Source organism: Azospirillum largimobile, from assembly GCF_977007025.2.
In genome coordinates this window covers 865,239-891,925 of record NZ_CDRMUA020000002.1, presented here as the reverse complement: position 1 = coordinate 891,925, position 26,687 = coordinate 865,239, and the positions used below count along the sequence as shown (strand labels likewise).

Sequence of the window (26,687 nt, the reverse complement as noted above, 5' to 3'; positions counted from 1 at the left end):
TTCCCGTTGGCGGGACGGTGGACGCGACCTTTGGTTGACACGTCCGTATCCCCCCGTTCCGAGGTTTCCCAACCGCGGTCCATGACAGTCCCTGCCATCGAGCAGGGAGAGGTCACCTTCGGACCCTTCCGCTTTTCCCCGATGCGGGGGCTGTTGAAGGACGGCATGGCCGTCAAGTTGGGAAGCCGACCCCTGGCCATTCTCGCCCTGCTGCTGGAACAGGCCGGTGCGGTCGTCAGCAATCGTGACATCATGGCCCGTGTCTGGCCCGGTCTGTTCGTCGAAGAGGCGAACATCCGCGTCCACATCGGCTCCTTGCGCAAGCTGCTGGGGAAGAACGATGTCGGCACGGATTACATCGAGAACATCCCGGCTCAGGGCTACCGCTTTGTCGGGACGCTCCTGACACAGATGGCTGAGACCGGAGAGGAAGCCGCCGCGCCTCCGTCCGCTTCTCAGGTCGACCTGTCGAGCCTGTTGCCGCGCAACATCGACCGCCTGATCGGGCGTGACGAGACGATCGACGACATCGTGCGGAAGCTGGTGGAGAAGAGCTTCGTCACCATCACCGGCGTCGGCGGCATCGGGAAGACGAGCGTCGCCATCGAGGTGGCGCAGCTGTCCGCCGGCAGCCACCGGAACGGGGTCCATTTCGTCGATCTCAGCACGCTGTCGGACCCGACGCTGGTGTGCGCCACCATCGCGCAGGTGATGAAGCTGCCCGGCGGCGGCAAGGGCGCCCTGGAAGGGTTCCTGACGGCGGTCAAGGGGCATGACGCCCTGCTGATCCTCGATAATTGCGAGCATCTGATCGAGGAGGTCGCCGTCGTCGTCGAGGGTATCCTGACGACCGCCCGCGACATCGATATCCTGGTGACCAGCCGTGAGATCCTGCGCGCGCAGGGCGAATGGGTCTACCGCCTGCCGCCCCTGTCGGTTCCACCGGGGCAGGAACACACGCTGACCGCCGAACAGGCGCTGACCTATCCGGCGGTGGAGCTGTTCACTGAGCGGGTGTCGTCCGGCGACGGGATGTTCAGCCTGTCGGATGCCGACGCGCCGGTTGCCGCCGAACTCTGCCGCCACTTGGACGGCGTTCCGCTCGCCCTGGAATTGGCGGCGGCCCGCGTGCCGCTGCTGGGCATCCACGGCTTGGCGGCGAGCCTCGACCGGGCCTTCGACGTTCTGCGCGGCGGCCGTCGCACCGCGCTGCCCCGTCACCAGACCCTTCGGGCCACGCTGGAGTGGAGTCACCGCCTGCTGGACGAGCGCGAGCGCGTCGTCCTGCGTCGGCTTTCCGTGATCCGCGGGTCCTTCACCGGCGACTTGGCCATCGGCGTCGCGGCCTTCGGAGCGCTTTCGGAGGAGGATGTCGTCGAGGGAATCTCGGAACTGGCCAAGAAGTCGCTGCTGTCGGTGGAGCACCGGCAGCAGAGCGTCCAGTTCCGTCTGCTCGAAACCACCCGCCAATATGCGGCGGAACGGCTTCAGGAAAACGGTGAGGAGGACGTGGTCTGCCGCAATCTGGCGCGGCATCTCTGCCGGATGTTGGATGGATCGCAGTCGACCAACACGGTGGCCTGGAATGTCGTGTATGGGACCCGGGTGGACGATGTCCGCAGCGCGCTGGAATGGTGCCTGTCGCCGGCCGGGGATCTGGCAACCGCCGTCGACCTGACCGTCGCGTCGGCGCCCATGTGGTTCCAGCTGTCGCTGACCGACGAATTCCGCCGGCGCGCCGAGACGGTGCTCCAGGCCGTTCGGCGGCAACCGCAGCCCGACTTGAAGTCGGAGATGGCGATCACGGCTCATCTGGGGCCGGCGCTGTGGAACTCGCTCGGCCCCGCGCCGGAGGTCAGCGCCGTGCTGCTGCGCAGCCTCGAACTGTCGCAGCAGCTCGGCGACGTCGGATGCCAGCGCCGCGCCCTGTGGGGGCTGTGGCTCTATTATCTGGCGCGGGAGAAGGACCAAGACGCCTTGGAGGCGGCGGAGCGCTTCGGGGATCTCCTGGGAAGTCCGCTCGATCCCGGGGCGGAGTCCATGTACCAGCGCATGATGGCGCTCGGTCTGATCACGGTGGGCGAATTCGACCGCGCCCGCGACTTCGTCGAACGCTGCCTGAGCGCGCCGGCCCCGACCACCGGTTCAAGCCTGAGGGGATACCAGTTCGAACAGCGGATCGTCTCCCACACCCATCTGGCGCGCATTTCCTGGATTCAGGGCCAGCCGGACCAGGCGCGGGAGGCCATGCACGAGGCGGTGGAGCTGGCGCTGGCGTCCGGACACGCGCTCTCCTTGTGCTTCGCCCTGTCGCTCGGCGCCTGCCCGGTGGCCTTCTGGTGCGGCGACTACGATCTGACGGAGCGCTACGCCAGCCTGCTGGTCGAAAAGACCAGCGAAGGCTCGCTGTTCGTCTGGCGCACCTATGGGCTGTGCTACCAGCTGGCGCTGGAGGCGCGGCAGTGTCCGGATCATCGGATTGCCGCACTCCGCCGGTCTACTCGGTTTGCCGACGTATACCGGAACAAGCGGATCCGGATGCTCGCGACCGTCGCGCCGCGCTTGATCACGCCGGCCATCCTGGATGAGGCGAATGACGGCTCGAACAATTGGGCGACGGCCGAACTGCTCCGCCTGAAATCCGAAAACGTTGGTGAAGTGGAGGCGGCGGAGGCGCTGCTTCGGCAATCCATGGAGATCGCAGAGGCACAGGGGGCTCGGTCCTGGAGCCTGCGAACGGCGATGAGCATGGTCAGGTGGCATTTGGAGACCGGGCGTCACCCCGATGCCCCATCCGTCCTTTCTTCCGTCCACAACAGCTTTTCCGAAGGGCACGACACCCCCGACCTCCGGGAGGCGGCAGCACTTCTGGGCAGGCTGTAGGCAGCGTTTGCGACCCTGAAGGCGTCGGCCTGCCACCGCCGGCTGATGGCGAAGCCGCACCCGCACCCCTCGCAGGCGGGGCAACACCTCGCCCCGCCGGCTTCCGGAGCAGGAGTTCGCCAACCCGGCCCCTATCTGGTTTGAAATCGATACCTGAGTATGGGTTCCGGTACACCCGAGCCTCCGGCACTGTCGCCTTCAAGGTGACCCTCTGCAGGAGAGCGATATGCATTCGGCTGCTTTCGAGACGCAACAGCGTCTTCCGGTGCCGCCGGTTCCAGACTCCGTTGGGCTGCGACCTCGCGGGCGGCATGCCGACAATGGCGACAAGCTGGCCGCGGCGGCCGACTGGCTTCTGCGGGCGGCGCGCGACATGCTCGAGCCGGATCGGCAGTCGGTGGAGGAATGCCTGTCACTGGCCCTGGCGCGGCTGCAAGGTGGCGATGGCGAACGGGACCGCGCCATCCTTATGCCGGACGATGCCGGTCACGCGAACGGGCCGGAGAAGGCCGCGTTGGCGAAGACCGGGCTGGCGGCTTGGCAGGTGCGGCGGGTGACCGCCTACATCGACACCCATCTGGCCAATTCCATCCGCAACCGCGATCTGGCGGCGGCGGCGAAGCTCAGCTGCGGCTATTTCTGCCAGAGCTTTAAGGACAGCTTCGGCTGCCCGCCACACAGCTACATCGTGCGTCGGCGGGTCGATCGGGCGAAGGAGCTGCTGGAAACCACGACCATGCCATTGTCCCAGATCGCGCTCGACTGCGGTTTCTCCGACCAGTCGCATTTTTCGCGCATCTTCCGCCGAGTGACCGGAGAGGTTCCCCGGGTGTGGCGGCACAAGCATCTGATTGACGGCGCCGATCCGGTCGACCCGCCGAACGTGGGCGGTGCAGAAGACCGGTAACAAAGTCTATTGCCGGGAGGAGGGCGGCGGCCCGACGATCGGGGTCCGCCGCCTTCGGTTCAGCCATGCGCGGCGTAGGCGTCCATCACACGGGTGGAATAGACCAGCGCCGCGCCGGCGTTCAAGGCGATGGCGACGCCCAGCGCCTCGGCAATCTCATCCTGGGTGGCGCCTTGCTTGATCGCCGCCTCGGTGTGCACGGCGATACAGCCGTCGCAGCGAAGGCTGACGGCGACGGCCAGCGCGATCAGCTCCCGCGTCTTGGCGCCCAGCAGGTCCTTCTTCTGCCCGGCGGCGCTGAGACCGGCATAGCCCCTCACGGTATCGGGGCTGAGCTTGGCGATTTCGCCGACGCCGGTGAGCACCTGCTGACGGTATTCGTTCCAGTTGAGCATCATGGTCCGTGTCTCCTGCGATTGCCACCCCCGCGGTCGCGGCGGCCGGCTTTGTCAGCACACGCTATCTCCCGGTCTGGTGGCGATATAGAAGGAAGTGCTCGTCTTTTGGACGAGGTTCAGGGCGCATTTCCGGCCCTTGATCCAGGTGGAAGCGGACATCACGCACCGGCCTGATGGCTGGAATCGTCGGATCTTCGACATTCCAGACAGCCAAGCCGCGGCATAGGCTGATCACGGCCGCATTGCCTCCGGGGCGCGGCTGCGGGATGGGGCAGCGGGCGAGGCGGAGAGGGATATGCTCACCATCGGTTTCGTGGTGTTCGACGATTTCCAGGTGATGGGGATGGCCGCGCTGTCGGCCTTCGAGATGGCGAATCTCGTGCTCGGCAGGCAGGCCTATCAGGTTCATGTCCTGTCGGAACAGGGTGGGGCGGTGCGCAATTCGCTGGGCTTCGCCATCGAAACCAATCCGTTCGGCAGGGATTTCTTCGACACGACCATCACGATCGGATCCTTGCGGGTCAAGCCGAGCACGCCCGGACTTCTGGCCTATCTGCGCGACGCCGCCGCCGCGTCGCGCCGGATCGCCGGGATCTGCACCGGCGCCTATGTGCTGGCGGAGGCCGGGCTTCTCGACGGGCGCCGCGCCACCACCCATTGGAACCATGCCCGCAGCCTTCAGCGCCTCTATCCTGCCGTGAAGGTGGAGGAGGACCGCATCTTCAGCGTCGACGGCAATGTCTGGACATCGGCCGGGATGACCGCCGGCATCGACCTCGCCATGGCACTGGTCGAAGATGATTTCGGCGTCGAGGTCGCCAAGGCGGTGGCGCGCAAGCTGGTGGTCTATCTGCGCCGGCCCGGCGGGCAGTCGCAGTTTTCCGCCCTGCTGGAGCTGGAACCGCGCTCCGACCGTGTCAGGCGGGCGCTGGTCCACGCCAAGGAGAATCTGACGAACGACCTGTCGGTGGAGGAACTGGCGGAGGCGGCGAATCTGAGCCCGCGCCAGTTCAGCCGCCTGTTCCGCCAGGAAACCGGCCAGACCCCTGCCAAGGCGGTCGAGCATCTGCGGCTGGAGGCGGCGCGCGTGATGATGGAGGAGGGGCGCCATTCGATGGACATCATCGCCCGTGAAACCGGCTTCGCCGACCGCGAGCGCATGCGCCGCGCCTTCCTGCGCGCCTATGGCCAGCCGCCGCAGGTGGTGCGCCGCGCCGTCGAAAGCGGCCGCGCTTCGGCGCTTGAATAGGCGGGACCGGAGTAGGCGGCGTCCGGGGTTCGGAGGTTCGGGCGGCGATTAACACCTAGATATGGCTCCGCCGGCACGTCGGGTGCGGTAGGTTTTCACATCATCCAAGACAGGGCTTTCCCGGGGAATACTTCCATTCCCCGAATGCCTTCACTTACCCGATATCAAGCAAGGACGGGCATCACGCCATGCAACTCACCGGCAACACCATTTTCATCACCGGCTCCACCTCCGGCATCGGCCGCGGTCTGGCCGAAGCGTTCCACAAGCTGGGCAACCAAGTCATCATCGCCGGCCGGCGCAAGGCCCTGCTGGATCAGGTGACCGCCGCCAATCCCGGCATGAAGGGCATCGAGCTGGACATCACCGACCCGATCAGCATCCAGGCCGCCGCCGAACGACTGGTCGCCGAGAACCCGACGCTGAACGTCCTGATCAACAACGCCGGCATCATGCCGTTCGACGATGCCTCCGGCCCGATCGACGACGCGCAGGCGCAGTCGATCATCACCACCAATCTGCTCGGCCCGATCCGCATGACCTCGGCCCTGATCGAGCATCTGAAGGCGCAGCCGCGCTCGGTGATCGTCAACAACACCTCGGTGCTCGCCTATACGCCGCTCGCCACCACCGCGGTCTATTCCGCCAGCAAGGCGGCGCTGCACAGCTTCACGCTGTCCCAGCGCTTCATGCTGCGCAACACCAGCGTCACCGTGCAGGAAATCGCGCCGCCCTGGGTCAACACCGACCTGATCAAGAAGGGCGACGATCCGCGTGCTATGCCGCTGGACGCCTTCATCGAACAGACGATGGCGGCGCTGGGCACCGACGCGGAGGAGGCCATTGTCGAAAGCGCCCGCCCGATGCGCGACAATGCCGGCCCCAACGAGCATGCCCTGGTCATGGGCTTCAACAGCTACATCGCCGAGAACCCGATCCCGGTCTGATCGGAGCCGACGCAAGAAGGAAAGGCCGCCGGACGAAAGCCCGGCGGCCTTTCCTTTTCGCCGTCAGTTCATTCGGCCAGGGCGCGGGCCATCCGCGGCGCCTTGGCAGGGGTGAATTCCAGCAGGCATGCCAGCGCGACGCAGAGCGCGCCGACCCAACCCAGCTCCCGCACGCTGCCAAGGCTCAGCACCAGGGAGCCCAGCGCCGCCCCCACCGAAAAGCCGAAATAATGGAAGGAGGCGTTGACCGACAGGATGATCGGGGCGTGTTTCGGTCCGACGATGCCGATCAGCCTGGCCTGCTGGCCGGGATAGAAGGCCCAGGCCGAGAAACCCCAGAGCATGATGCCGACAAAGGCGGGGATCAGCGCCAAGGCCGGAGGCAGCAGCTCTGCGGTCAGTGACAGGCTTGCCAGCGCCAGCACGATCAGCGGCAGGGTCAGGGCGACGATGCGGGCACCGCCCAGCCGGTCGGTCAGGCGCCCGCCCACCGCCAGCCCGATGAAGGCCGACAGGCCCCAGGCGAACAGGGCGAAGCCGACCGCTGCCCCTTCCAGCCCGGTCACCCGTTGCAGGTAGGAGGCGATGTAGGGGTAGACGGTGAAGGGGCCCATCGCCCACAGGGTGGTGACGGCCAGCGGCCGGCGCACGGCCGGATTGGCGAGTGCCCCCAGCCGCTCGCGCAGTCCGGCGACCGGGGCGGCGGAGCCGATGGCGCGTGGCAATCCGACCAGCAGCCCGGCCGCTGCCACGACCGACAGCACGGCGACGCCGCCGAAGGTCATGCGCCAGCCCAGCGTGTGGCCGACGACCGCGCCCAGCGGCACGCCGAAGACGATGGCGAGGCTGAGGCCGCTGGTCACGATGGACAGGGCGCGACCCCGCTCCGATTGCGGCACCAGCACGCCGGCCAGCGCGTTGGCGTTCGGCACGAACAGCCCCGCCGCCATGGCAAGCAGCACGCGGGCCGCCATCAGCCCGCCATAGCTGCCGGCGACCGCCGCCACCACATTGGCGACGACGAAGGCCAGCATGGTGACGATCAGCAGAAGCCGGCGGCTGACGGCCGCGGTCAGGACAGTCAGCAGCGGCGAACTGGCGGCATAGGTCAGCGCGAAGACGGACACCAGCTGTCCCGCCGCTTGTTCGCTGACCGACAGGTCCGCGGCGATGTCCGGCAGGATCGCCGCGATCATGAAGCTCTCAGTACCAACGGCGAAGGACCCGAGCGCCAGCCAATAGAGCGGCGCCCTGGAATGAAGGGGTGTGGTGGCCATGGGAAATTCCTGTGCGGAGCCAGCCCGGGCGATGCCAGCCATGGGGCCTCTGCGCCCCGTCGGCAGACCGGCGGCAAAAAATGACCGTTGCATGGAGTTTTAGGGCAGGGGCGGCGGCGTGAATGTCGCGGAAACCTCGTTTCCAGACATTCACGCCACACGGAGAGGCTCTTGGCCTCAGACCCCGATCTTGCTCTTCGCCAGCGGCAGGCTGCGGATGCGCTGGCCGGTCAGCGCCGCCACCGCATTGACCACCGCCGGCGGAGCGCCGGGCAGGCCCGGTTCGCCGACGCCGCCCATCGGGGCACCGCTTTCCACGATCTCCACATGCACGGCGGGCATGGAGCGGCGGGACAGGATCGGGTAATCGTCGAAATTATGCGACTGGCGCACGCCGTCCTTGTAGACAAGCTCTTCGAACAGGGTGGCCGACAGGCCGAGCGCCACGGCGGATTCGACCTGCGACTTCACGATGGCCGGGTTGACGATGCTGCCGGGATCGAAGGCGACCCAGACATTGTGGACCTGCGTCTCGCCGCCCTGGACCGACACCTCTGCGATCGTCGCGGTCTCCGACCCGAAGGGGGAGGCCATGGAGACGCCGCGGGCGCGGCGGGTGCCGTCCACCTCGTAGGGGCCTCGCTTCCAGCCGCCGGACATCGCCGCCACCGTTTCCAGCAGCTTGGCATGGCGTGGCTTGTCCTTCAGCAGTTCCATCCGCAGGGCGAAGGGGTCCTGGCCGCCAGCGTCGGCGATCTCGTCCAGAAAGCCTTCATAGAAGAAGTCGTTCATCGAATGGCCGACGGAGCGCCAAAAGGCGATGGTCACCGGATGGGGGAACTTCACGTACTCCATCCGCCGGTTGGGGATGGCGTAGGGCTTCTCCGTGATGCCCTCCACCGCCGAGCTGTCAACCGGATCCTTGAACACCGCGCCGAACCAGCGGCCGAGCGGCCCTTCGCCCACCGTGCGCGCCTGGATCGCCGTGGGGCGCCCGTCCTTGCCGATGGCGGCGCGGAAGCGGCTGAAGCTGAGCGGGCGGAGCGCATCCATGCGGAACTCCTCCTCGCGCGACCACAGCACCTTGACCGGGCGGCCGGTGGCCTTCGCCAGCTGGATTGCCTGAAGGAAGGGGTTGGCGCTGCCATAGAGGAAATGCCGGCCGAAGAAGCCGCCCAGCATCGGCGAATGCAGGATGACCTTGTCCGGCGCCAGCCCGGCGGTCTGGGCCGCCACCGACTGGAACAGCTCCGGCATCTGGTTGGGCGCCCACAGCTCCAGCGTGCCGTCCGGGTTGAAGCGCGCCATGGAGGACGGCGGCTCCAACTGACCATGGGCCAGATAGGGGGCGTCATACTCCGCCTCGATCACCTTGGCGGCGGCGGCGAAGGCCGCGGCCACGTCGCCCGCCGCTTCCGCGGGGAGGCCGGCTTCGGTGGAGGATTTCAGCGCCGCCAGCATGCCGTCCGACGCATAGTCGGCGGCCACTGTGTCCAGGCCCGACGCGGCCGGGGCCGACCAGCTCACCGACAGGGCTTCCACCGCCTTGCGGGCCCGCCACCAGCTGTCGGCGGCGACCGCCACCGCACCCGGCAGCGTGTGGACGGAATGGGCGCCGGGCATCGCCGCCACCGCGTCCTTGTTGGCGATGGCCTGGACCGTGGTGCCCTGGTTCGGCGCATGCTGGACAGCGGCGTAGAGCATACCCTCCAGCTTCTGATCGATGGCGTAGACGGCCTTGCCGGTCGATTTGGCTCGTACATCCAGCCGCGCCACCGGCTGGCGGATATAGCGGAAGCTGGCCGGATCGCGCAGAGCCACATCGTCGCGCGGCGGCAGGGCGAGGGCGACGGGAGCCAGTTCGCCGTAGGACAGCCGCTTGCCACTGGCAGCATGGATGACGAAGCCGTCCTCCGTCGTCAGGCTTTGCGGCTTGACCTTCAGTTTCGCGGATGCCGCACGGATCATCATGTCGCGGGCGGTCGCGCCCAGCCGGCGCATCAGCGGATAGCTGGACCGGGTGGAAAAGCTGCCGCCGGTCATCCTCAGTCCGTTGATGACGGCATAATCCGGCCCCGGCGGGGCACATTCGACGGTGAAGCGGCTGGGGTTGACGTCCAGCTCCTCGCCGACGATCTGGGCGAGGCCGGTGTTGATGCCCTGGCCACCCTCGACGAAGGGGCTGAGCAGGGTGACGGCATTGTCCTTGCCGATCACCAGGAAAGCGGGAATGCGGGTGCCCGGCTTGACGGCAGCGGCGGTGGCGGTTTGCGCCCGCACCGGCATCGACGGCAGCAGGGCGCCCAGCACCAGCGCGCTGGCGCCGAAGCCGAGGAATGCACGGCGCGACAGGTTGGAAACGCCGTCCGGTTTCATCAGCGCGACGGCCGATTGCGCCTCTATCTGCAGTTCCAGCGGGTCCTTGCGTGGGTGCGGGAGGGTGGGGGAAGCGACGGTGAGCAGGCGATCCATGACGTGTCCTCCTCTCAGCCGGCGGCCTGGCGGATGGCGGCGGCGACGCGGTTGTAGGTTCCGCAGCGGCACAGATTGGTCATCGCGTCGGCGATGTCGCCGTCGGTCGGATTGGGCGTCTGCTTCAACAGGGCGGTCGCCGCCATCACCTGTCCGGACTGGCAATAGCCGCATTGCGGCACCTGTCCGGCGACCCAGGCCTCCACCACCTTGCGGCCGACCGGGTCCTCCTCGATGGCATCGATGGTGCGGATGTCGGCTGACCCGACGCTGTCCACCGGCACCTGGCAGGAGCGGGTGGCGGTGCCGTCGATCATCACGGTGCAGGCGCCGCACTGCGCGATGCCGCAGCCGTATTTCGTCCCGGTCAGCCCCAGCGTGTCGCGAAGGACCCAGAGCAGCGGCGTGTCATCCTCGACCGCTACCTGATAGGCGTGGCCGTTGACATGGAGGGTGGTCATGACGGTCTCCGTCAGGGAGTTCATGTGGGGGAATTCAGCTGATGCTTATTCTTGCCCACGGCCCGCCGGTCTCGTATCCATCCCTAGGTATTAAGGATGCCGAACCATATGGATGTCGAATGACCGGAAAACGCGTAAGACCGCCAATCAAGACAAAGTTGCCGTCTTTTCAAGAGTTTCCTATAGATGACTGAGAACAGGCAACCGCAGCGTCGCGGGATGGTGAACGGCGACGGGGAAGGAAATCGAGCGATGGAGCTTCGGCATGCCGACCTGTTCGAGATCTCGCCCATCTCGATCCTGTGCGAGGACTGGTCGGGGGTGAAGCGTGCCGTCGACGAGGCGATTGCCGGTGGGGTGACGGATTTCGACCGCTTCCTGGAGGATAACCCACAGTTCTTCTTCGACGTGCGGCGGTTCCACCGCATCCTCGACGCCAACCCTTCCGCGCTCGCTTTGCTGGGATTCCGGGACAAGGAGACCTTCCTGCGGGAATCGCGGGTGAGATTGCCGGCCAATCCGGCCAGCAATGCCCAGGTGTTCAAGGCGATGGTGCGCGGCGAGACGGTCTGCCAGGGCGAACGCGTGCTGCACACCAAGGACGGACGCGTCGTTCCGATCCTGTGGCAGGCGAGCCTGCCGCCGGGCCCTGCCGATCCGCAGGCTTACAGCCGGCTCTATTTCTTCGCCGTCGACGTCACGGAATTGAAGCGGGTGCAGGAAGCGCTGATGGCGGCCCAGGCCGACCTCAGCCATGCCGGGCGCTTGTCGCTGGTGGGGGAACTTGCGGCGTCGCTGACCCATGAGGTGTCGCAGCCGCTGGTTTCCATCGCCAGCCACGCGGCGGCGGCGACGCGCTGGCTGTTCCGCGAGACGCCGAACCTGGCCGAGGTGGCCACCAGCCTGAACCGCATAACCGCCAGCACCCAGCACGCGGTGCGGATTGTCGGCAAGATGCGCTCCTTCGCGCGGCGCGGCGAACTCGTCACCGAAGCGCTGAAGCCGCAAGACTGCATCGCCGACGCGGTCACGCTGGTTGAGCATGAAGCCTACCGCCAGAAAACGAGGATCGTCGTCGATGTCCGGCCGGATCTTCCGGCCATCCTCGGCGACCGCACGCAGATCCAGCAGGTGATCGTCAACATCGCCTACAACGCGATCCAGGCCATGCAGGTGGCGAAGTCACCGGAGCGCCGCATCGCCATCGCCGCGGCGGCGGACGGGCCGGATGCCGTAACCTTCACCATCGCCGATAGTGGCCCCGGCATTCCGGACGATGTGCTGCCGCGGATCTTCGAACCCTTCTTCTCCACCAAGCAGGAGGGGATGGGGCTGGGCCTGTCGATTTGCAAGACGATCGTGGAGGAACATGGCGGCCGGCTGTGGGCGGCCCCTGACAGCCGGAAGGGGGCCGCCCTGTCCTTCTCGTTGCCGGTGGTGTCGGCCACCGTGGAGGCGGTGGATTAGCCGGCGGTGCTGTAGCGGGTGACCGTCCGTTCGCGCACGTCCAGGATTTCAGCCATGCGGACGAGGTCGGCCAGCGACTGCGCCTGCATCTTGCGCATCAGGTTGCCACGATGGATCTTCACCGTGACTTCGCTCAGTTCCAGCTTTGCCGCAACCTGCTTGTTCATCAGCCCGGCGGTGACCAGGGCCATGACGTCGCGCTCGCGCGGGGTGAGCTTGGCGTAGAGCCCGCGCACCGTGTCGTCCTGTCCGCGTTCGGCCCGGCGGCGGCTGTCCAGTTCCACCGCTTCCGCGACGGCCTGCAGCAGATCCGGTTCGGTGAAGGGCTTGGTCAGGAAGTTCACGGCGCCGGCCTTCATTCCGCGCACGGTCATCGGGATGTCGCCCTGGCCGGTCATCAGCACCACCGGCACGGCAATGGACCGGTCGTGCAGCGCCTGTTGGACCTCCAGCCCATCGGCGCCGTCCAGATAGACGTCCAGCATCAGGCAGGCCGCGCTTGCGGCTTCGTCACAAGCCAGGAACTCCTCCGCCGAGGGGAAGGCCATCACCTTGTAATCGACTGAGCGGAGCAGGCTCTCCACCGCACATCGCACGTCGGCATCATCGTCGATGATGCAGACCAGGGCAGGGGTGCCGCCGTCCGCCATGGCTCTCTCCGTCAAGACCGTCTGCCGTTCCTTTCGACCGGCCCGTTCATCGTAGCCGGGCCGCTCTCCCGCGGCAAAGCCGGCGAAGTCGTATCTCCCAACGGTGGTGTCGCTGCTTTGTGGCTGGGCGGTCATGGGGTGCGATCCCGTTTGGTCTTGATGGCGTCTTCGACGAGGACGAGCAGCTTTTCCGGATCGAGCGGCTTGGTCAGAAAGGCGGTGACCTTCTGCGCAATCGAGCGGCTGCGGGCCGCAGGCGTGGCAAAGGCGGTCATCACGATGACGGGGTGAGTGCGGCCCTGCTGCAGCAACACCATCTGCAGGCTGAGCCCGTCCATACCGGTCAGGTTAAGATCGGTGATCAGGCAGTCCGCCTCGCCGTCATAGGCGATGAACTCCTCCGCCGAGGAAAAGGTGCGAACCTGCATTCCGACCGACCGCAAGAAGTTGTCCAAGCTCTCCCGGATGCTTTCATCATCGTCGACGACACAGATGGTGGGAACACTCAGCACAACATCGCACTCCAGCCGCGGCACGGCCCGTCAACAACCTCCGTTGCGGCCGACTCATTTCAACAGGTGGAGCAGGATGCGGCATTCATACCTGCGTATAGGTTGACCCCCGCAGCGCCGGGCGCGGCCCTGCGGGGGCGAAGCACCTTCAGGCCTTGAAGAAGGCCAGCAGGTCGGCATTGATGGTTTCCGCATGCGTGGTCGCCATGCCATGCGGAAAGCCCTTGTAGACCTTCAACGTGCCTTTCGGCAGCAGCTTGGAAGACAGAAGGGCGGAATCGGCGATCGGCACGATCTGGTCGTCGTCGCCGTGCATTACCAGGACCGGGATGTCGATCTTCTTCAGATCCTCGGTGAAGTCGGTCTCGGAGAAGGCCTTGATGCAGTCGTAATGGGCCTTGGTGCCGCCCATCATCCCCTGCCGCCACCAGTTGTCGATGACGCCTTGGGAAACCTGGGCGCCGTCGCGGTTGAAGCCGTAGAAGGGGCCCGACGGGATGTCGCGGAAGAATTGGGCACGGTTCGCGGCCAGCGCCGCGCGGAACCCGTCGAACACCTCCAGCGGCAGGCCCCCGGGATTGGCCTCGGTCTTGACCATGATCGGCGGAACGGCGCCCAGCAGAGCCGCCTTGCCCGCCCGCGCGGTGCCGTGGCGGCCCAGATAGCGCGCAACTTCGCCGCCACCGGTCGAATGGCCGACATGGAAGACGTTCTTCAATCCCAGCCCGGCCACGACGGCCAGCACGTCGTCGGCATAGGTGTTCATCTCATTCCCGGTCGCCGTCTGGGTCGAGCGGCCATGCCCCCGCCGGTCATGGGCGACGACGCGGTAGCCATGGTTCAGGAAGAACAGCATCTGCGCGTCCCAATCGTCGGCGGTCAGCGGCCAGCCGTGGTGGAACATGACGGTCTGGGCGTCGCGCGGCCCCCAATCCTTGTAATAGATCGATACGCCGTCCTTGGCGGTGACGAATCCGTCTTCGGTTTTGCCGTTGGTCATCGTTCGTTTTCCTTCCCTCTGATGGACAGAGCCGTTGCCGGCGGACTGGCGTTCGGCCGCGGCGGCGGTGGTTGCAATGGCAGTCGTCGCGACGGCGGCCCCGGTCATTGCGGTGCCGACGATGAAACTGCGGCGCGTGGCATCCGGCGCCGACGTGGAGTCTTCGGGTCGCATCGTTCAAGTCCTTATGTCAGTGCGTCAACGGTTCAGCTGATCGGCGCCGCGGAACGCCGGTGCTTTCAACCCCTACCGGAATGAGGCACTTTTCAAAGCCATCCGTAGGTATTATCAATATTCCCAGGGAAACAATCGGCATGGATTCGGGAGTAGTATTGAGCGGATTGTGTCTTGATTTGCGGTTCTGCTGAGAAAAGAGACGCAGCCCTGTCCATTCGATATCCCGGAATCGCCGGGCCCCTGTTTTTGCAAAGACTAATTGACATGAATCTTATGAACGCCGTCGTGCGCTCCGGGCAGTGGAAGAGGGGAAAGGACCATGGCATCGTCGAGTTTAATCGGCGGCGGTCCGTCCGCGCCGTCGCCTCCCGCCACCATCCTGGCGCTGTCGATCGGCAACGCGGTGGAGCTTTATGACTTCACCATCTACAGCTTCTTCGCCCTGACCATCGGCAAGCTGTTCTTCCCGGTCCAATCGGCTTTTGGTCCGCTTCTGCTGGCGCTGCTGACCTTCGGGATCGGCTTCGTCGTCCGGCCGCTGGGCGGAATCGTCATCGGCGCCTATGCCGACCGCGTTGGGCGCAAGCCGGCGCTGGTGCTGACCATCGCCCTGATGGCGCTGGGCACTCTGCTGATCGGACTCTGTCCAACCTATGCGCAGATCGGTGCGGCAGCACCGGTCATCATCGTCATCGGCCGCATCCTGCAGGGCTTCTCGGCCGGCGGCGAGATCGGCGTGGCGACGACCATGCTGATGGAGTTGGGCCATCCCGCCGGCCGTGGCCTGCGGGTCAGCTGGCAGATGGCCAGCCAGGGGGCGGCCGCCCTGTTGGGCGCACTCAGCGGTTATCTGCTGTCGACGCACCTGTCGGCCGACGCGCTGGAATCGTGGGGCTGGCGCCTTCCTTTCCTGGCAGGGCTGATGATCGTTCCAGTGGGCCTTCATCTGCGCCGCCTGCTTCCGGAAACCGCGCGACACGATTCCGGCGGCAAGGCCGTCCTGGCGGAGTTGCTGTCCCGTCATCAGACGAAGCTACTGATCGGCGTTCTGATGATCATGGGCGGGACCGCCTCCACCTACGTCAACATCTTCTACATGCCGACCTACCTGATCCGGATCGTCGGGCTGCCGCCTCAGACCGCATTTCTGACGGGCTGTGCTGCCGGGGGGACCATGCTGGCGGTGGCTCCTCTGGCCGGGCTTCTGTCGGACCGCCTGGGCCGACGCCGTCCCTTCGTCATCTGGACCGCACTGGCAAGCGCGCTGCTGACCTATCCCGCCTTCTGGGTTCTGTCCTATGTCGCCAGCGTTCCGGCGGCATTGGCGGTGGTCGGGCTGCTGATCGCCATCAATGCGGTCGGGGCGGGGGCCTGCCTGCTTCTGCTGTTGGAGAGCTTTCCGTCCCGTGTCCGCGCCTCGGGCCTGTCGATCGTCTACAGTGTCGGCGTATCGATCTTCGGTGGTTTCGCCCAGTTTATCGTCACTTGGCTGATCAGCGTCACCGGCAATCCGATCTCCCCGTCCTGGTACGTCACGGCCTGTGCTTTGGCCACCGTCTGCGGCGCCTCGAGAATGTGCGAAGCGCAACGGTCGCAGCAGTCCAGCGTATCAGGTAAGCCCGAACTCTCCGCCGGGTGAGTCGCATTCCTAAGCGTTGTGATGTGTTTGCGTTCGGCTCCTCAGCGCAGAGAGCGTGTTCGGTAAAGGCCAAATCCTGCCCCCGCAACCACCGACAGTCGACGCCCCGGTTCGAAAGAGCCGGGGCGTTCGTGCGTCTGGGCTTTGCGCATCTGAGCGGCGCCTTCGCAGACCGCCAGCACGTCCGCCAACTCGCCGTGCAGGTCGGCGTCCAACCCCGCTCCGGCAGGGGAGGGCGTCAGGACGACGCGGTCGATCATGACGCGCACCATCTCCATCGCCTCAGCTGAGCGGCCGGTTCGTTTGAGCGCCGCCAGCCGCTTGGGTACGCGGCGGCTTATGGCCACCGCGTACCCAGGCTCGCAGGGAAAAGCTGCAGGATCTTTTGGGCGAGTGCATGAACCTCGGGGGGCAGCGTGGCGATGGCATGGTACCACCCGGTGTACCGGCGCAGCTGCCGCAGTGTAGTATAGGCTTCAAACGCGCTGACCCCGGTGTTGGTGATGTTAAGGAGCTCGCCTGCGTACATCATGGCGCGATCACGCACCTCCTGCGCCTGCCCGCGCCCCTCCTCGGTAAAGAGGGTCAGGAGTTCAAGCTCGACCAAGTTGCCGTAGGACCAGAGTCTCTGCTCGACGCTGCTGTCGGGGGCGTAGATGTCCTCTTTCGACAAGAGCTGGGCCGCCGCCATGAGCTTAGCAGCCTCCGCCTCGTCGACTAGGGCGGCGGCGTCACTACCCTTGAGGCAGGCGAGCACGCGCGTCAGCGACAGGTGCTGGACCAGCGCCCAGCCGCTCGACCGGTTCCGCCGGAAAGCGTCGCGGTAATGATCACGGGCCTGCTGCAGCCGCTCGACCATGGTGCTATCGCAGTGGTCCGCCATCAGATAGAGGATTTCGGCCTGGCGCTTCTTGGTGCTGCCGAGGAGGCCGGAGATCCGGGCACCGTCGATCGGCAACTGATAGAGCAGCGCCGAAAGTGCCTTCGTCGCCTCTTCAATTCGAACGCATGCGCTGGCGAGCGAAGCCTCGCGCGCCTTCGGGTCCAGACCAGCGTGCAGCCGGATCGACTCGTCGGCGACGTTCATGGCGGCGTCGATGCTCATCACCGTGCGGCGGATACGCAGATCGCACAGATGTCGATGGAACTCGGGCGGGAGTGAGGCGTAGGCGGTCAAGCTCGCCCAATCGTGTGTGTCTGAAAAATCCGAATGCATATCGCAGCGGAGCTTTTGCAGAAGTTGGCGCGGATCCTCTGCCCAGAGCAGGCCCTGGTATAGGGTTTCCACGAGTTGGACGGACCCTTTGAACGACAGGGGAAACTGACCGGCCACCACCATGGGGATGCCAGACTCGTGGAGTGCGTGGGCAATGCTGGCGCCGGCGCCGGCCACCGATCCGATGCTGCCGCTGTTGCAGCTGGCGAGCGACACGAGGTGGGGCTGGGTGGAGGTTCGGTCTTTTGCGCCGTACCCCTGCAACGGAGGCGCGGGGTCGCGGCTGGCGGTCAGCGCTGAGGCCAGCCTGGGGCCGTCCACATAGTCGACCTGCGAGAGGTCCCTCGCGTCGTGCAGGGCAAGGCAGAAGCTCCAATCATCACCGATCTGATGCTTAACCCCGTGCGCCAGGATGTGGACGTGTGTGAACCCACCGTCCGCGCAGGCTTCGCGGATGGCCTCGATCGACGCGTTGGGGAGCACAACCAGATGTTCGGCGACGCGTTGGCGGCGCTCCCGGTCGTCTTTCGGATCGTAGTATTGTATCCACGGGGATACGGCTTTGCGCAACGCCAACAGATGCGATTGCAGGGGCACCGAGCCGACGCCGTCAGGGCTGGCGGCAGCGAAGAGGATCCTGAATTTGTCGGGCGGCGGCAGCATTTCATTGGTCGCGCGCCGAACCTCGCGGGTAAGGCATACCGGCGACTGCGTTTGCAGCAGCAGATGCTGTCCCGCACCCGGGCAGCCGTTTGGCGACAGCGCGAGTTCGAACGGCAGCAGCGCGAGTTCCGACGCCGAGATGATCAGCCGCAGGTGCGTCAGCCCGCCGGATTGGTGATTGACCGCGGCCTTCAGGCCAGGAACTTGGTCGAGGATGTCGCCCATCACCCGTGCTGTGTCGCGTAGTTGGAAATGCCGTGATTCGGGTGATTCCTGGTATTCAAGTGCGCTCAACCGGCGCAGCACCTGATTGTGCTCGAAGGGAAGGTGCACGGTGACGGCGCTGTGGTTCTCGCACAGCGCCAGATATGGGGTAAGCGGCGAGACGAGCTGGTTATGGGACGGCCCGTGGCGGAGCAGTTCCAGGGTGATGGTGCGCATCGCGTTCTCCTGCCCTCAATCCTTGGGATACCGGCTATCATTCACCCTGCTGAAGACATCCTTCGTGCCGTCGCCGGAGACGAGCCGCAGTTCGCCGACGGCCCGCCCGTTCTCCACGCCGATCCACACCACGGTTGGCAGGCGGAGCACGAAGCCCTTAATCTTTTCAAGTTCGTCCATGCTCCCGGCCTCAAAGGCGCCGAACGCCTTTGCGAACAGGCCGGCGTCATCCAAGATATCCTTGGTCAGCTGGATCAGCCGCGCCCAGGAGCCGCTGTTGAAGTACCAGCCGCTGGTGAACTTCCGCGGGATTGACCGTTGCAGGTGCGTGTGTCCGGCGATGATGATGTCGACCGTGTCACCGACTTCCTTGTCCAGGTAGTCGAAGGTCTCGTCCGGTCCACGCAGGTCGAAAGACAGATCCTTCTTCAGGTTTTCCAGGACCTCCCGCAACACCTCCGAGGTCGGTCGCCGCCGGATGAGGTTGTAGATCGCCCCGGAGACGCCGAGCTGCCCGTTCAACTCGTCGTCCGCCACCAAGTCGATCGGGGCGATGTCTGACCGCAGGCGGGCTTCCGCCTCGTCGAGCATGCTTTCCGCCAGCGCCGCGCTATCGACCGGCGACACCGGCCGATGCCTCGGCGGCTCCTGTGCGGCGGGCCGCTCCTCGGTCGACAGGAAGCCCATGGCGCGTCGGACCTGGTCGCGCTTCATGCGGACATAGGCCGCCGCGACGCCGTCCAGCTTGCCGACCAGCGCCGGATCGAGCGCGGCCAGAGTATGCAGAACCGCCTGCTTTTCTGGTTTGAGGAGGTCGACGAACGGATATTTCTTCTTCACGTCGTTCATCACGTCGATGACGAGCTTGGTGCCGGCGTTCGGGACCCAGTCTTCCGTGGGTCGGCCGTGCAGGATATCGCGTCCCTGCCGGCGGACCGTCTCGTGGTCGATGACGTTCCAATCGTCGCCATCGTTCCCGTGGATGCACAGCACCCGCGCATTGCCGACCCGGCAGAGGAACCCGGCTCCGTCGAACGCCAGATGGATTCGGCCGCGCGCGGCGTCGTCGCCGGGCGTCGTGCCGTCTCCGCCCGCCAGCCGTTCGAGCAGATGGGCACGAACCCACGGAAGCGCCAATTCCACATCGTGATTGCCGAGCGTGATGATCAGGCGCCGTCCGGGCATCGCCACGAAGCCCCGCAGGGCATTCCAGGCTCCCTCGAACGCCGGTTCCGCCATGATACGGTCGAGCTTCGCAATCGCGCCCTGCGGATCGAAGTGGCTGGAGCCATCCTCCGCGAGGAAATCGACGAAGTCGCCGTTGATCACGAACGCAATGAGGCCGTTCGCTTTCCTTGCCGTCAGCTCCTTGACCAGCCTCTCCAGTTCCTTGCCCGATGCGAAGATCTGGAAGCCGGTCTTGCCTCCAAGATGCAGGTCGGAAATGGAGAACAGCTCAGCGAACTCCGGAATACAGGAATCCAGAAGGGAAATCCTACGTTGCGCCATCTCAGGAGCCCTCTTTTTGAAGAAACCGCCGCGCCACGCCATTCAACGCAGCAACAACATACGATCCGCCACGCACGCCATCCCAATCAGGCATTAGGGAAAGCATGGTTAGCTGGTAAGGCCCATTTCCTAACCGCAGACGCTAGGGATGCGGTAAGTCCGGGAATTCGGGCCTCAAGGTCCTTCTGCTCGGCGTTGAGGCGGTTGATTTCCGCCTGTTTACTGGCGATAAGTGCCGGCAGGTCAGCGAGCTGTTGGGCCTTACTTGCGTCGAACGTCGCTCCCGGCGGGAGCGCCGCCTTCTCAGCGCTGAGCGCCTTTTCCTTGTCCTGCAGCGACTTCAGCGCAGCCTCGGCCTTCCCCTTGTCTTCCAGCAGAGTGTCCAGCCGTCCCTTTGCTTTGTCCAACTCGTCCTTCAAGGCCTGCGAACGGGCCAGGGCGCTGGAACCGGTCAGTTTGCTGCCAATGTAGACGCTCTGACTAATGCCGAGCAAAAGCAACGTGTTGGCGTCGAGTTGCGGGAAAGCCGCGGTGTCGGCGATCCTCCAAACGACATAGCCACCGATCAGCAGCGTGAAGACGAAAAGTTGAAGCTTGAGCATGTCGAACCGTTTGCCGGAACTCAGGATTTGCCAGAAGCGCAGATCTTCGGTCGGCGCCGGCCCCACTCCGGGCACCGTGGTCTGTGTGGAGCCGCGCGTCGCGGCAATCCAGCGCGCAAGAACGCTGCCGGCGCCGGCGATGCCCAGCAGGCCCATCATCTCCGTGGTCAGGCTAAGCAGACTGCCGGTAACGGCGAAGACGTAAAGGAACCCCCACACGGTGATGACGGTCCAGACGAAGATCTGGAACAGCGATAGACTGGGTTCGCCATCATTCCCAATGAACAACCCGGCGAGCCACCGTGCCCAGTCGTCCTTCGACGCACCGAGGTCGTCATGCCGAATGTTGAACAACCACCAGAACAGACAGATGGTGATCACACCTGCGGCAATGGCGGCCGCCCATTGCGCGATGGCGGTAAAGCCGCCATAGGCGGCGTATCCGCCGCTCGAACTCGCGACGGCGAGTTCGATGGAATTGAACATGTTGCCGGACGCATTCAGAACGCTGCCTGGAACGCTCAGCAGCACCGATGCCCCGCCGTTTTCCGTGGGCCTGATCTCGGTAACGCCGACACGCTGTGGTTCCGCCTGGCCGATGGTCCGTGCGCAGGCGCTTACGCCGACGTCGCGGTCGAAGCGCAGGCCTGGCCGGTATGCCTCAATGGCGAGATCGGCCAGCCCCTTCTTGCCCGATGCCCGCTCCGGCTGCAGCGTCGCGCTGGTTCCCAGGAGCCATTGGGACGCAATGATAGGCTGCAAGACCACCACCGACGCGGCTTGGCCGTTGCCGAGGGGCAGCGTGCCTTTGGTTCCGACGGACAGCGTCAGCCGCATCGGGGCCGTCTCGGTCTTGATCGCTTCCGCCTTCACCTCGGCATCGAGCTTCACGGCGTAGCTTCCGGAGGGGGCCGGACCGAAGCGCAGCCGTCCGGAGGGGCCGAGCAGGTACGCGCTGCCGGAATGGTGCATTTCCAGGGTCCTGCCATCGAGGACGAACTCGCCCTTGGAGACGCGCACGATGGTGTCGGCGGGCAGCGTGACGGTGACGGCCTTCGGCGATGCCGCCAGGGCGGCCGCCTCGATGTCCGCGGCCAACTTTGCATCCTCCAGATTGGCCGTCACGGGTTCCGTCGTGATGAAACCGAGGGCTTCACCCACTGGCGGTCTGATGATGTCGAAGTGCCCGGCAGACTCCTGGGCCGAATCCTTCAGGCTGTACAACGTCACCGAGGTGGTGCTCGGGATCTCGACCGGGGCAAGGCACTCTGCCCAGGTGACGGCGCGCTCCAGGGAGACCGGCTCGAGTGCCGGAGAGCCGATCACCAGGCGGATTCCGCCCAATGACAGGGCCAGGAGGATGGTGATCAGCATACTAAGACGGATCTTCATGGAACCCCCTCCCGCATTCGTGTTTCTGTCGCGCGCGTCCCCGTGGCTTCAGGCGATTTGGTGGGGATGCGGGAGCCGCACTCCGCCTGAAGGCGCGAGGTCAGCCGGTCCAGTCCCGATTATCGCTCTGGGTGTCGAGGTGAACGAAGCCGCTGTACACGCCGATGCCGCCCTGGAAAAGGCCCCGCGCGCGATAGTCCTTCAGCATCCTGGCCCAGTCACCCGGCTTGCCGATCTCGCAAACGAAGTCGATGGCCTTGAAGCTGAGGTGTTGGCTCTGCGGTGCACCTTTGATCGCTTGATTGTACTGTGGCGAGCGGTAGGCGCTGCGGATCCGGACACGTGCCCCGAGTTCGCTGCGCAGCCGCTGCAAGATGGTCATCGTCGGACCGATGTTCTTCCACAGGTGTCGTGGCGGGTGGGTGTTGAGTTTGGCGAAGGGACCCGCCTCGTTCTGGCTGCCCAGGTACAGGACTTCGTCGGCATTGAAGTTCTCGAGTCCTAACGTTCCGAACCACGCGACGAAATCCACATAGTCGGACCAACCCGCATGGGGGCTGCTGCTGCCGGGCGTTGCCAGCGCCACCGCCGGCAACTCCTCGAGACTAGCCTCGGTCGCCTCGGCGATCGGCTCCAGAGTGCTGTCACGCGGATCCGATGCCCCCAAGGCGACCAACTCGGCGATGGTCGAGCCCGCCTCAAGCTCGATCCTCGACACCGGCCGGTCGATGAGACCCCACTTGTCGAGCGCGTACCCGCTCCGATGCACGGTTGCGACGCCACGCTCGAAAGCCTGCTTCCGGTTCAGCACGTCGGCGCGCCACTTTTCCTTGCTGTGCGATGCGATGACCTCGGCGAACGCCGCGCGGAGTTCCGCGCCGCTCCTGCCGGACGCGGCGACGCCCTGGAGGTCTTTCCGTTCGTCAGCCTCCAAGCTGTTCTGGACGGCGACGTCGAACCAGAAGCCGGCATCCAATACGGAGAGCTCGCGGCCTCCCATGAAGGTGTCGATGTGCCGGAGCGCCCCTCCGGTCCAATACCGGTCGAAGGCGGCTTCCATCTGCACCTGCCGCGCTTCGGGAAAGCTGCCCAGGCGGCGGAACGCATCCCGCCAGGGCAACTCGACCTCGTATTTCTTGGCGCCCCTCGACAGGCGGTCTCCCCATTCAACCCGGTCCGTCGGCGACGACATCGCCAGCACCTCGTCCAGTTCTTCCAGCAGCGCCCCGAACGCCTGCCGGAGCGCTCCGGTCCGCCGGCGCTCGATCGCCTTGAGCAGCTTGCCCAGCTCGCCCCCCTTCAGGGTGAAGCCGATGAGCCCGAAGGTCAGGCCCTGCTTGTCGAAATTGCCGACGATGCGGTCGAACCAAGTGCCTTCGAAGGCGGCCGTCAGATTGAGACAGAGATCGAAGACGGACGGCGCCTGCCGCCCGGTCAGCCGGCGCCACAGGTCGGCGTCGATGGCGTCGCTGGCCGGCAGGTTGTTGGCCGCCTGCCAGCGGCGAAGCGCCCCGGCGGTGATCTTGCCGAAGACCCCGTCCGGCTCGACGGACTGTCCGGCACGGCCCAGCGCGACTTGCAGCGCCGTTACCACGGGTCCCTGCACATACGCGAAGTGGGCGCGATCGGTGACCAGGGCGGCGACGGGATAGTTCAGCCCTCCGGGCACTGGTGCGGGCGGAGCGGGCGGCGTCGCGATCGGCGCGGGGCTGGGCGGCGCCGGCACCAGCGGCGTCTGGCTGGCCAGCGTGGCCAGATCCACCGCGCGCGCTTCCACGACCGGCTGCGGGCGGAAGCCCAGGGGCGCCGCGAGGCTGTCGAGAACGTTGTCGATGGGGAGATAGGCGCAGACCGCGCCATCGCCCGCGACCAGGAGCCCAACGACATACCCCTCCTGGTCGAGAACGACCGAGCCGCTCAGCCCCGGCTCGACGTCCGGCGAGCACAAGACCGGCTCATCCAGCCGCCAGAAAACCTCCCCCTGACGGCCGTTGTAACGGACAAACTTCGGATCCTTCGCCTTGCCCAGCACTTTCAGCTTCTGCCACCGGCCGTCGGCTCGATGGATCCAGACGGCCGAGGGGGGCGGATCCTGTTGGTTGACGCCGGTCGGCGGGCCGAAATCGCCCAGGGACGCCGCTTCGGGCGGCACCACCCCAACGAGGCGCGCCACCGCGACGTCGAGCCCGGAATCCTCGGTCGAGACGGCCAGCACCTCGCCCAACAGCGTTCCGTCGCCGGCAATCTCGACCAGCATCGGCTGGTGGTCCCATCCGATCAGGCATTCGCCGAGGCCGGGGGACGTCGGGGCCGGTGGTCCCGGCCGTTTGAGGACGTGACCCGCCGTGAGCAGGTAGCGCCGGCCGTCATCCTGATCGGGTTTGCGAAGAAGGCATCCAGCTGTACCGGCCCCTCCCCCGTCGAGGGGGCGTCTCCGGATCGGTACGGTCGCGCATCGGAACATACGTCAGCCCCCCTGGTTGCGGCACCCGGTCTTCAGTATCCGTTCGTTCGTGGCGCGATCGAGATAGCCGTCGAGCGGCAGCCCCCTTTCCCGTTCCTGGAACCTGAAGATCACTTCACGGAGCCTGCTGTCGAAGATTTCTGCCGGGCGCGGGTCGCCTTCCTTGTTCAGCCGGCACAGGATCCGGATCTTCAAACGCCAGACATCGTCGGACGCCAGTTGATCCGCGACCCGTTCGCCGGCCGGCAGCTTGCGGATGGCCTCCTCGCGTATCCGGACATAGAGGTCGCGGTTGAGTGCCGTCGGATTGTCCAGCGGTGCGAAGGCCTTGAGCGCCTGATCGTCGGCCGTCGTCCACTGTGGGGTCGAGCTGTCGCCCGCGTTGATCGTCTGGCGCACCATCTTCCGTTGTTCGTTGGTCAGCAATTCCCAGAAGCTCATGGGCGGGCGTGACCAATCGGTAGAACCGGAAGCTCCGGAGCGCGCGTCCGGACCGCCCGAAGCGCGGTTGGAGCCGGCGCCCGCCTGTCCGTCGGTGCCCGCCTGCACCTGGATTCTGATCTCCCGCGTCGTGCGGCCGGCGGCATCGCTGATGAACAGGATCGGCTGGTGCGCGCTGTTGGCGTTGCGGGTGGTTAGCACCACGGTGACGACACCGTTTTGCAAAGTCGTGTCAGCCGCGGTGGTCCCGGCGTCGTAGGTGCCGATGATGCTCGCCTGCGGCAGGCCGGTGCCGCCGGACACGGTATACACGCGCCGGTCGGTGGGCTTCATCACCACGGTTGCTTCGTTCGGCACGATCCGCAACTCACCCTCGGCCCTGGGCGGTTGGCAGGCCTTCATCTCCTTCACGATGGCCGCCGCCGCGGACGCGCGCTCGACATGAACGCCTAGTCTCGACGCGGCCTGGGCAACCCTCCGGAGACTGTCCGGCAATCCCGGCGTGCTGGCAGAGGACCGCCCTGTGAATCCTCCGCGAAAGACGTCGAAAGCAGTGCCCGGGAATGTTGCTCCGGCCCCCGGAACCAAGCCGGTTAGGACGGTCGTTACCGCCGCCGGGTTGGGATCGGTCTTCGCGATCTCCCGGTCGGCGGCCCCGACCACGTCGAGCACGTGCGAGCGCAGCACCACGCCTGCGGTGTCGAGTGCCACTCGCAGTTTGACCGCCTTTTCGAGATTCGCCACCGCCCCTCCGCGAATGCGCTCGATATGCTGGGATGAGGGGTCGTCCTGACCGTAGAGGGGCGTGATGGAGTCGAGTTCGGCAAGGGCAGCGCGCAGGTTCTCGATGCCGTTGTCCAAATCCGCCTTGTCGCTCTGGGTCATCAGCAGGGGACGTTGCGCCAGAATGAGGCAGCCGATGGCCTCCGCGGCGCTGATGTAGACCATCTGGCGCGGATGGTTGTCGTAATAGGCGGCGCCGGAGAGCGTCGCGACGCTGCCCAGCCCCAAGCCTTGGGCCAGCGTCTTCGAGCCCGTATCGGTCACGCCAAGGAAAAGCGCCGTGGCCCCCAACGCGCCGGCCAGCAACGGAGTGGTATTGCGTAACGCGCTGTACTGCGCCGCGGCGTTGAGGTAGGCGAGTCGCTGCGCATCAGCGGCTTCGATCGCGGCCGGAAGCGTGCCCGTCAGCCTGATCTCCGGATGTGATCCCTGTGCCGCGCCCCCATTTTGGTCAGTCGTTTGTCCTTCGAACGTGCTGCCGAACAAGCGACTGTCATGGACCATAGGCTGAAGCGGCGCGCAGGCCACCATAATGCACGTACCGACGGTCGCAGCGATGGGACCGCGGCCGAGCCCTCTCGACACCCGCCCACATATCGGCTTTTGCCGCCCCTCTTCCTGCGAGCGTTCATTGCCTTTCTTATTCATGGGCGCTCCACACATAAGGAAATGCGCGCCATGGTAGGCAATGACATTTGGTGCGGCCTGTCAACTGTACATTTGTGCATCTGGCTAATATGGCGGTTGTGTAGCGTTGAGCTTAACCCAACGGTGCTGGCAAGCGCGACCGCATAGCGGGAGTAATTGCTGCATTGTTTGTCACTGGGTAGATGTACGGGAGAACATAGATCCCTTGGTCATTGGCGCGAAGTTGTGATGCGCAGTAGAAATAACCAATGGTCGTTATTTCACGACCAGAATTGATCCTGCGGGTGGTGCGCTGGTGCCCGCAGTTGCGGATAAGCTACCTTGACCCGGAACACATGCTGGTCGGCGGCGACATCGTCGAGGACCACATTAACTTCTGCCACGGGATCTAAGCTGGACTTTGGCCAATTTCCCGGGTTCGGATCAGCCGTGAATCCAGAAGCTCGGCTCGTTGGCGACGTAGTCGAGGGCGTGGTCGAGCGCCATGGT

The 26,687-nt window shown here is 65.6% G+C and carries 19 protein-coding genes; 6 read left to right on the top strand and 13 right to left on the bottom strand.

Going from position 1 to position 26,687, the window contains the following annotated elements:
• Positions 1-81: 81 nt before the first annotated feature.
• Both ACWPKK_RS17245 and ACWPKK_RS17240 read left to right on the top strand, forming a co-directional pair.
• Positions 82-2,883, top strand: coding sequence for an ATP-binding protein (locus tag ACWPKK_RS17245; RefSeq protein ID WP_452006471.1), 2,802 nt, complete (start codon positions 82-84; stop codon positions 2,881-2,883).
• A gap of 226 nt (positions 2,884-3,109) precedes the next feature.
• Positions 3,110-3,790, top strand: a complete 681-nt coding sequence (locus ACWPKK_RS17240; protein ID WP_452006468.1) for a helix-turn-helix transcriptional regulator — start codon at positions 3,110-3,112, stop codon at positions 3,788-3,790.
• Between the two features lie 59 nt (positions 3,791-3,849).
• On the opposite strand, the gene ACWPKK_RS17235 is transcribed toward ACWPKK_RS17240, so the two are convergent.
• Positions 3,850-4,185 carry a carboxymuconolactone decarboxylase family protein gene (locus tag ACWPKK_RS17235; protein WP_377806221.1) on the bottom strand — a complete coding sequence of 112 codons (336 nt, stop codon included), beginning with the start codon at positions 4,183-4,185 and terminating at the stop codon, positions 3,850-3,852.
• Between the two features lie 298 nt (positions 4,186-4,483).
• Between ACWPKK_RS17235 and ACWPKK_RS17230 the strand changes: the two genes are divergently transcribed.
• Complete coding sequence (locus tag ACWPKK_RS17230; RefSeq protein WP_452006465.1) at positions 4,484-5,437, top strand: GlxA family transcriptional regulator; 954 nt, start codon at positions 4,484-4,486, stop codon at positions 5,435-5,437.
• 188 nt (positions 5,438-5,625) lie between these two features.
• Positions 5,626-6,384, top strand: a complete 759-nt coding sequence (locus ACWPKK_RS17225; protein WP_452006462.1) for an SDR family oxidoreductase — start codon at positions 5,626-5,628, stop codon at positions 6,382-6,384.
• Positions 6,385-6,452: 68 nt separating this feature from the next.
• Here ACWPKK_RS17225 and ACWPKK_RS17220 read toward each other — a convergent pair whose 3' ends face one another.
• From ACWPKK_RS17220 to ACWPKK_RS17210, 3 genes are all read right to left on the bottom strand, one after another.
• Entirely contained in the window at positions 6,453-7,661 is a 1,209-nt protein-coding gene (locus ACWPKK_RS17220) for an MFS transporter (RefSeq protein ID WP_452006459.1), read from the bottom strand.
• A gap of 177 nt (positions 7,662-7,838) precedes the next feature.
• Positions 7,839-10,037 carry a molybdopterin cofactor-binding domain-containing protein gene (locus ACWPKK_RS17215; RefSeq protein ID WP_452006692.1) on the bottom strand — a complete coding sequence of 733 codons (2,199 nt, stop codon included), beginning with the start codon at positions 10,035-10,037 and terminating at the stop codon, positions 7,839-7,841.
• Positions 10,038-10,147: 110 nt separating this feature from the next.
• Positions 10,148-10,594, bottom strand: coding sequence for a (2Fe-2S)-binding protein (locus ACWPKK_RS17210; protein WP_377805949.1), 447 nt, complete (start codon positions 10,592-10,594; stop codon positions 10,148-10,150).
• 252 nt (positions 10,595-10,846) lie between these two features.
• Between ACWPKK_RS17210 and ACWPKK_RS17205 the strand changes: the two genes are divergently transcribed.
• A complete protein-coding gene (locus ACWPKK_RS17205; RefSeq protein WP_452006456.1) occupies positions 10,847-12,061 on the top strand; it encodes a sensor histidine kinase in 1,215 nt (404 codons plus the stop codon).
• Here ACWPKK_RS17205 and ACWPKK_RS17200 read toward each other — a convergent pair.
• The 3 genes from ACWPKK_RS17200 to ACWPKK_RS17190 all read right to left on the bottom strand — a co-directional run bounded on the left by ACWPKK_RS17200 (position 12,058) and on the right by ACWPKK_RS17190 (position 14,223).
• The gene (locus tag ACWPKK_RS17200) at positions 12,058-12,711 is read right to left on the bottom strand and encodes a response regulator transcription factor (protein WP_452006454.1); all 654 of its coding nucleotides are present in this window, start codon (positions 12,709-12,711) and stop codon (positions 12,058-12,060) included. The two genes, ACWPKK_RS17205 and ACWPKK_RS17200, sit on opposite strands and share 4 nt — an antisense overlap.
• A 131-nt stretch (positions 12,712-12,842) precedes the next feature.
• Positions 12,843-13,223: a response regulator transcription factor gene (locus tag ACWPKK_RS17195; RefSeq protein ID WP_452006452.1), complete on the bottom strand. Its 381-nt coding sequence runs from the start codon at positions 13,221-13,223 to the stop codon at positions 12,843-12,845.
• Between the two features lie 148 nt (positions 13,224-13,371).
• Positions 13,372-14,223, bottom strand: coding sequence for an alpha/beta fold hydrolase (locus tag ACWPKK_RS17190; RefSeq protein WP_452006449.1), 852 nt, complete (start codon positions 14,221-14,223; stop codon positions 13,372-13,374).
• 496 nt (positions 14,224-14,719) lie between these two features.
• Here ACWPKK_RS17190 and ACWPKK_RS17185 point away from each other — a divergent pair, with 496 nt between their 5' ends.
• Positions 14,720-16,039, top strand: a complete 1,320-nt coding sequence (locus ACWPKK_RS17185) for an MFS transporter (RefSeq protein WP_452006446.1) — start codon at positions 14,720-14,722, stop codon at positions 16,037-16,039.
• A gap of 41 nt (positions 16,040-16,080) precedes the next feature.
• Here the strand turns inward: ACWPKK_RS17185 and ACWPKK_RS17180 are convergent, their stop codons facing one another.
• The 6 genes from ACWPKK_RS17180 to ACWPKK_RS17155 all read right to left on the bottom strand — a co-directional run bounded on the left by ACWPKK_RS17180 (position 16,081) and on the right by ACWPKK_RS17155 (position 26,198).
• Positions 16,081-16,386 carry a hypothetical protein gene (locus tag ACWPKK_RS17180; protein WP_452006443.1) on the bottom strand — a complete coding sequence of 102 codons (306 nt, stop codon included), beginning with the start codon at positions 16,384-16,386 and terminating at the stop codon, positions 16,081-16,083.
• The gene (locus tag ACWPKK_RS17175; RefSeq protein ID WP_452006440.1) at positions 16,377-18,359 is read right to left on the bottom strand and encodes a CHAT domain-containing protein; all 1,983 of its coding nucleotides are present in this window, start codon (positions 18,357-18,359) and stop codon (positions 16,377-16,379) included. Before ACWPKK_RS17175 ends, ACWPKK_RS17180 begins: the two co-directional genes overlap by 10 nt.
• A gap of 15 nt (positions 18,360-18,374) precedes the next feature.
• Positions 18,375-19,868: a metallophosphoesterase gene (locus tag ACWPKK_RS17170; RefSeq protein ID WP_452006437.1), complete on the bottom strand. Its 1,494-nt coding sequence runs from the start codon at positions 19,866-19,868 to the stop codon at positions 18,375-18,377.
• A gap of 86 nt (positions 19,869-19,954) precedes the next feature.
• Positions 19,955-21,862 carry a coiled-coil domain-containing protein gene (locus ACWPKK_RS17165; RefSeq protein ID WP_452006435.1) on the bottom strand — a complete coding sequence of 636 codons (1,908 nt, stop codon included), beginning with the start codon at positions 21,860-21,862 and terminating at the stop codon, positions 19,955-19,957.
• Between the two features lie 100 nt (positions 21,863-21,962).
• Positions 21,963-24,119, bottom strand: a complete 2,157-nt coding sequence (locus tag ACWPKK_RS17160; protein WP_452006433.1) for a D-Ala-D-Ala carboxypeptidase family metallohydrolase — start codon at positions 24,117-24,119, stop codon at positions 21,963-21,965.
• 210 nt (positions 24,120-24,329) lie between these two features.
• Complete coding sequence (locus ACWPKK_RS17155; protein ID WP_452006431.1) at positions 24,330-26,198, bottom strand: hypothetical protein; 1,869 nt, start codon at positions 26,196-26,198, stop codon at positions 24,330-24,332.
• Between the last annotated feature and the right edge of the window lie 489 nt (positions 26,199-26,687).

Excerpts from the sequence above, each read along its gene's own strand:
- ACWPKK_RS17205 (WP_452006456.1), top strand. The coding sequence starts at position 10,847 with ATGGAGCTTCGGCATGCCGACCTGTTCGAGATCTCGCCCATCTCGATC.
- ACWPKK_RS17160 (WP_452006433.1), bottom strand. The coding sequence starts at position 24,119 with ATGCTGGTCGAGATTGCCGGCGACGGAACGCTGTTGGGCGAGGTGCTG.
- ACWPKK_RS17170 (WP_452006437.1), bottom strand. The coding sequence starts at position 19,868 with ATGGCGCAACGTAGGATTTCCCTTCTGGATTCCTGTATTCCGGAGTTC.
- ACWPKK_RS17190 (WP_452006449.1), bottom strand. The coding sequence starts at position 14,223 with ATGACCAACGGCAAAACCGAAGACGGATTCGTCACCGCCAAGGACGGC.
- ACWPKK_RS17245 (WP_452006471.1), top strand. The coding sequence starts at position 82 with ATGACAGTCCCTGCCATCGAGCAGGGAGAGGTCACCTTCGGACCCTTC.
- ACWPKK_RS17200 (WP_452006454.1), bottom strand. The coding sequence starts at position 12,711 with ATGGCGGACGGCGGCACCCCTGCCCTGGTCTGCATCATCGACGATGAT.
- ACWPKK_RS17230 (WP_452006465.1), top strand. The coding sequence starts at position 4,484 with ATGCTCACCATCGGTTTCGTGGTGTTCGACGATTTCCAGGTGATGGGG.
- ACWPKK_RS17175 (WP_452006440.1), bottom strand. The coding sequence starts at position 18,359 with ATGCGCACCATCACCCTGGAACTGCTCCGCCACGGGCCGTCCCATAAC.
- ACWPKK_RS17225 (WP_452006462.1), top strand. The coding sequence starts at position 5,626 with ATGCAACTCACCGGCAACACCATTTTCATCACCGGCTCCACCTCCGGC.
- ACWPKK_RS17240 (WP_452006468.1), top strand. The coding sequence starts at position 3,110 with ATGCATTCGGCTGCTTTCGAGACGCAACAGCGTCTTCCGGTGCCGCCG.
- ACWPKK_RS17155 (WP_452006431.1), bottom strand. The coding sequence starts at position 26,198 with ATGAATAAGAAAGGCAATGAACGCTCGCAGGAAGAGGGGCGGCAAAAG.
- ACWPKK_RS17165 (WP_452006435.1), bottom strand. The coding sequence starts at position 21,862 with ATGAAGATCCGTCTTAGTATGCTGATCACCATCCTCCTGGCCCTGTCA.
- ACWPKK_RS17210 (WP_377805949.1), bottom strand. The coding sequence starts at position 10,594 with ATGACCACCCTCCATGTCAACGGCCACGCCTATCAGGTAGCGGTCGAG.
- ACWPKK_RS17185 (WP_452006446.1), top strand. The coding sequence starts at position 14,720 with ATGGCATCGTCGAGTTTAATCGGCGGCGGTCCGTCCGCGCCGTCGCCT.
- ACWPKK_RS17235 (WP_377806221.1), bottom strand. The coding sequence starts at position 4,185 with ATGCTCAACTGGAACGAATACCGTCAGCAGGTGCTCACCGGCGTCGGC.
- ACWPKK_RS17220 (WP_452006459.1), bottom strand. The coding sequence starts at position 7,661 with ATGGCCACCACACCCCTTCATTCCAGGGCGCCGCTCTATTGGCTGGCG.
- ACWPKK_RS17215 (WP_452006692.1), bottom strand. The coding sequence starts at position 10,037 with ATGAAACCGGACGGCGTTTCCAACCTGTCGCGCCGTGCATTCCTCGGC.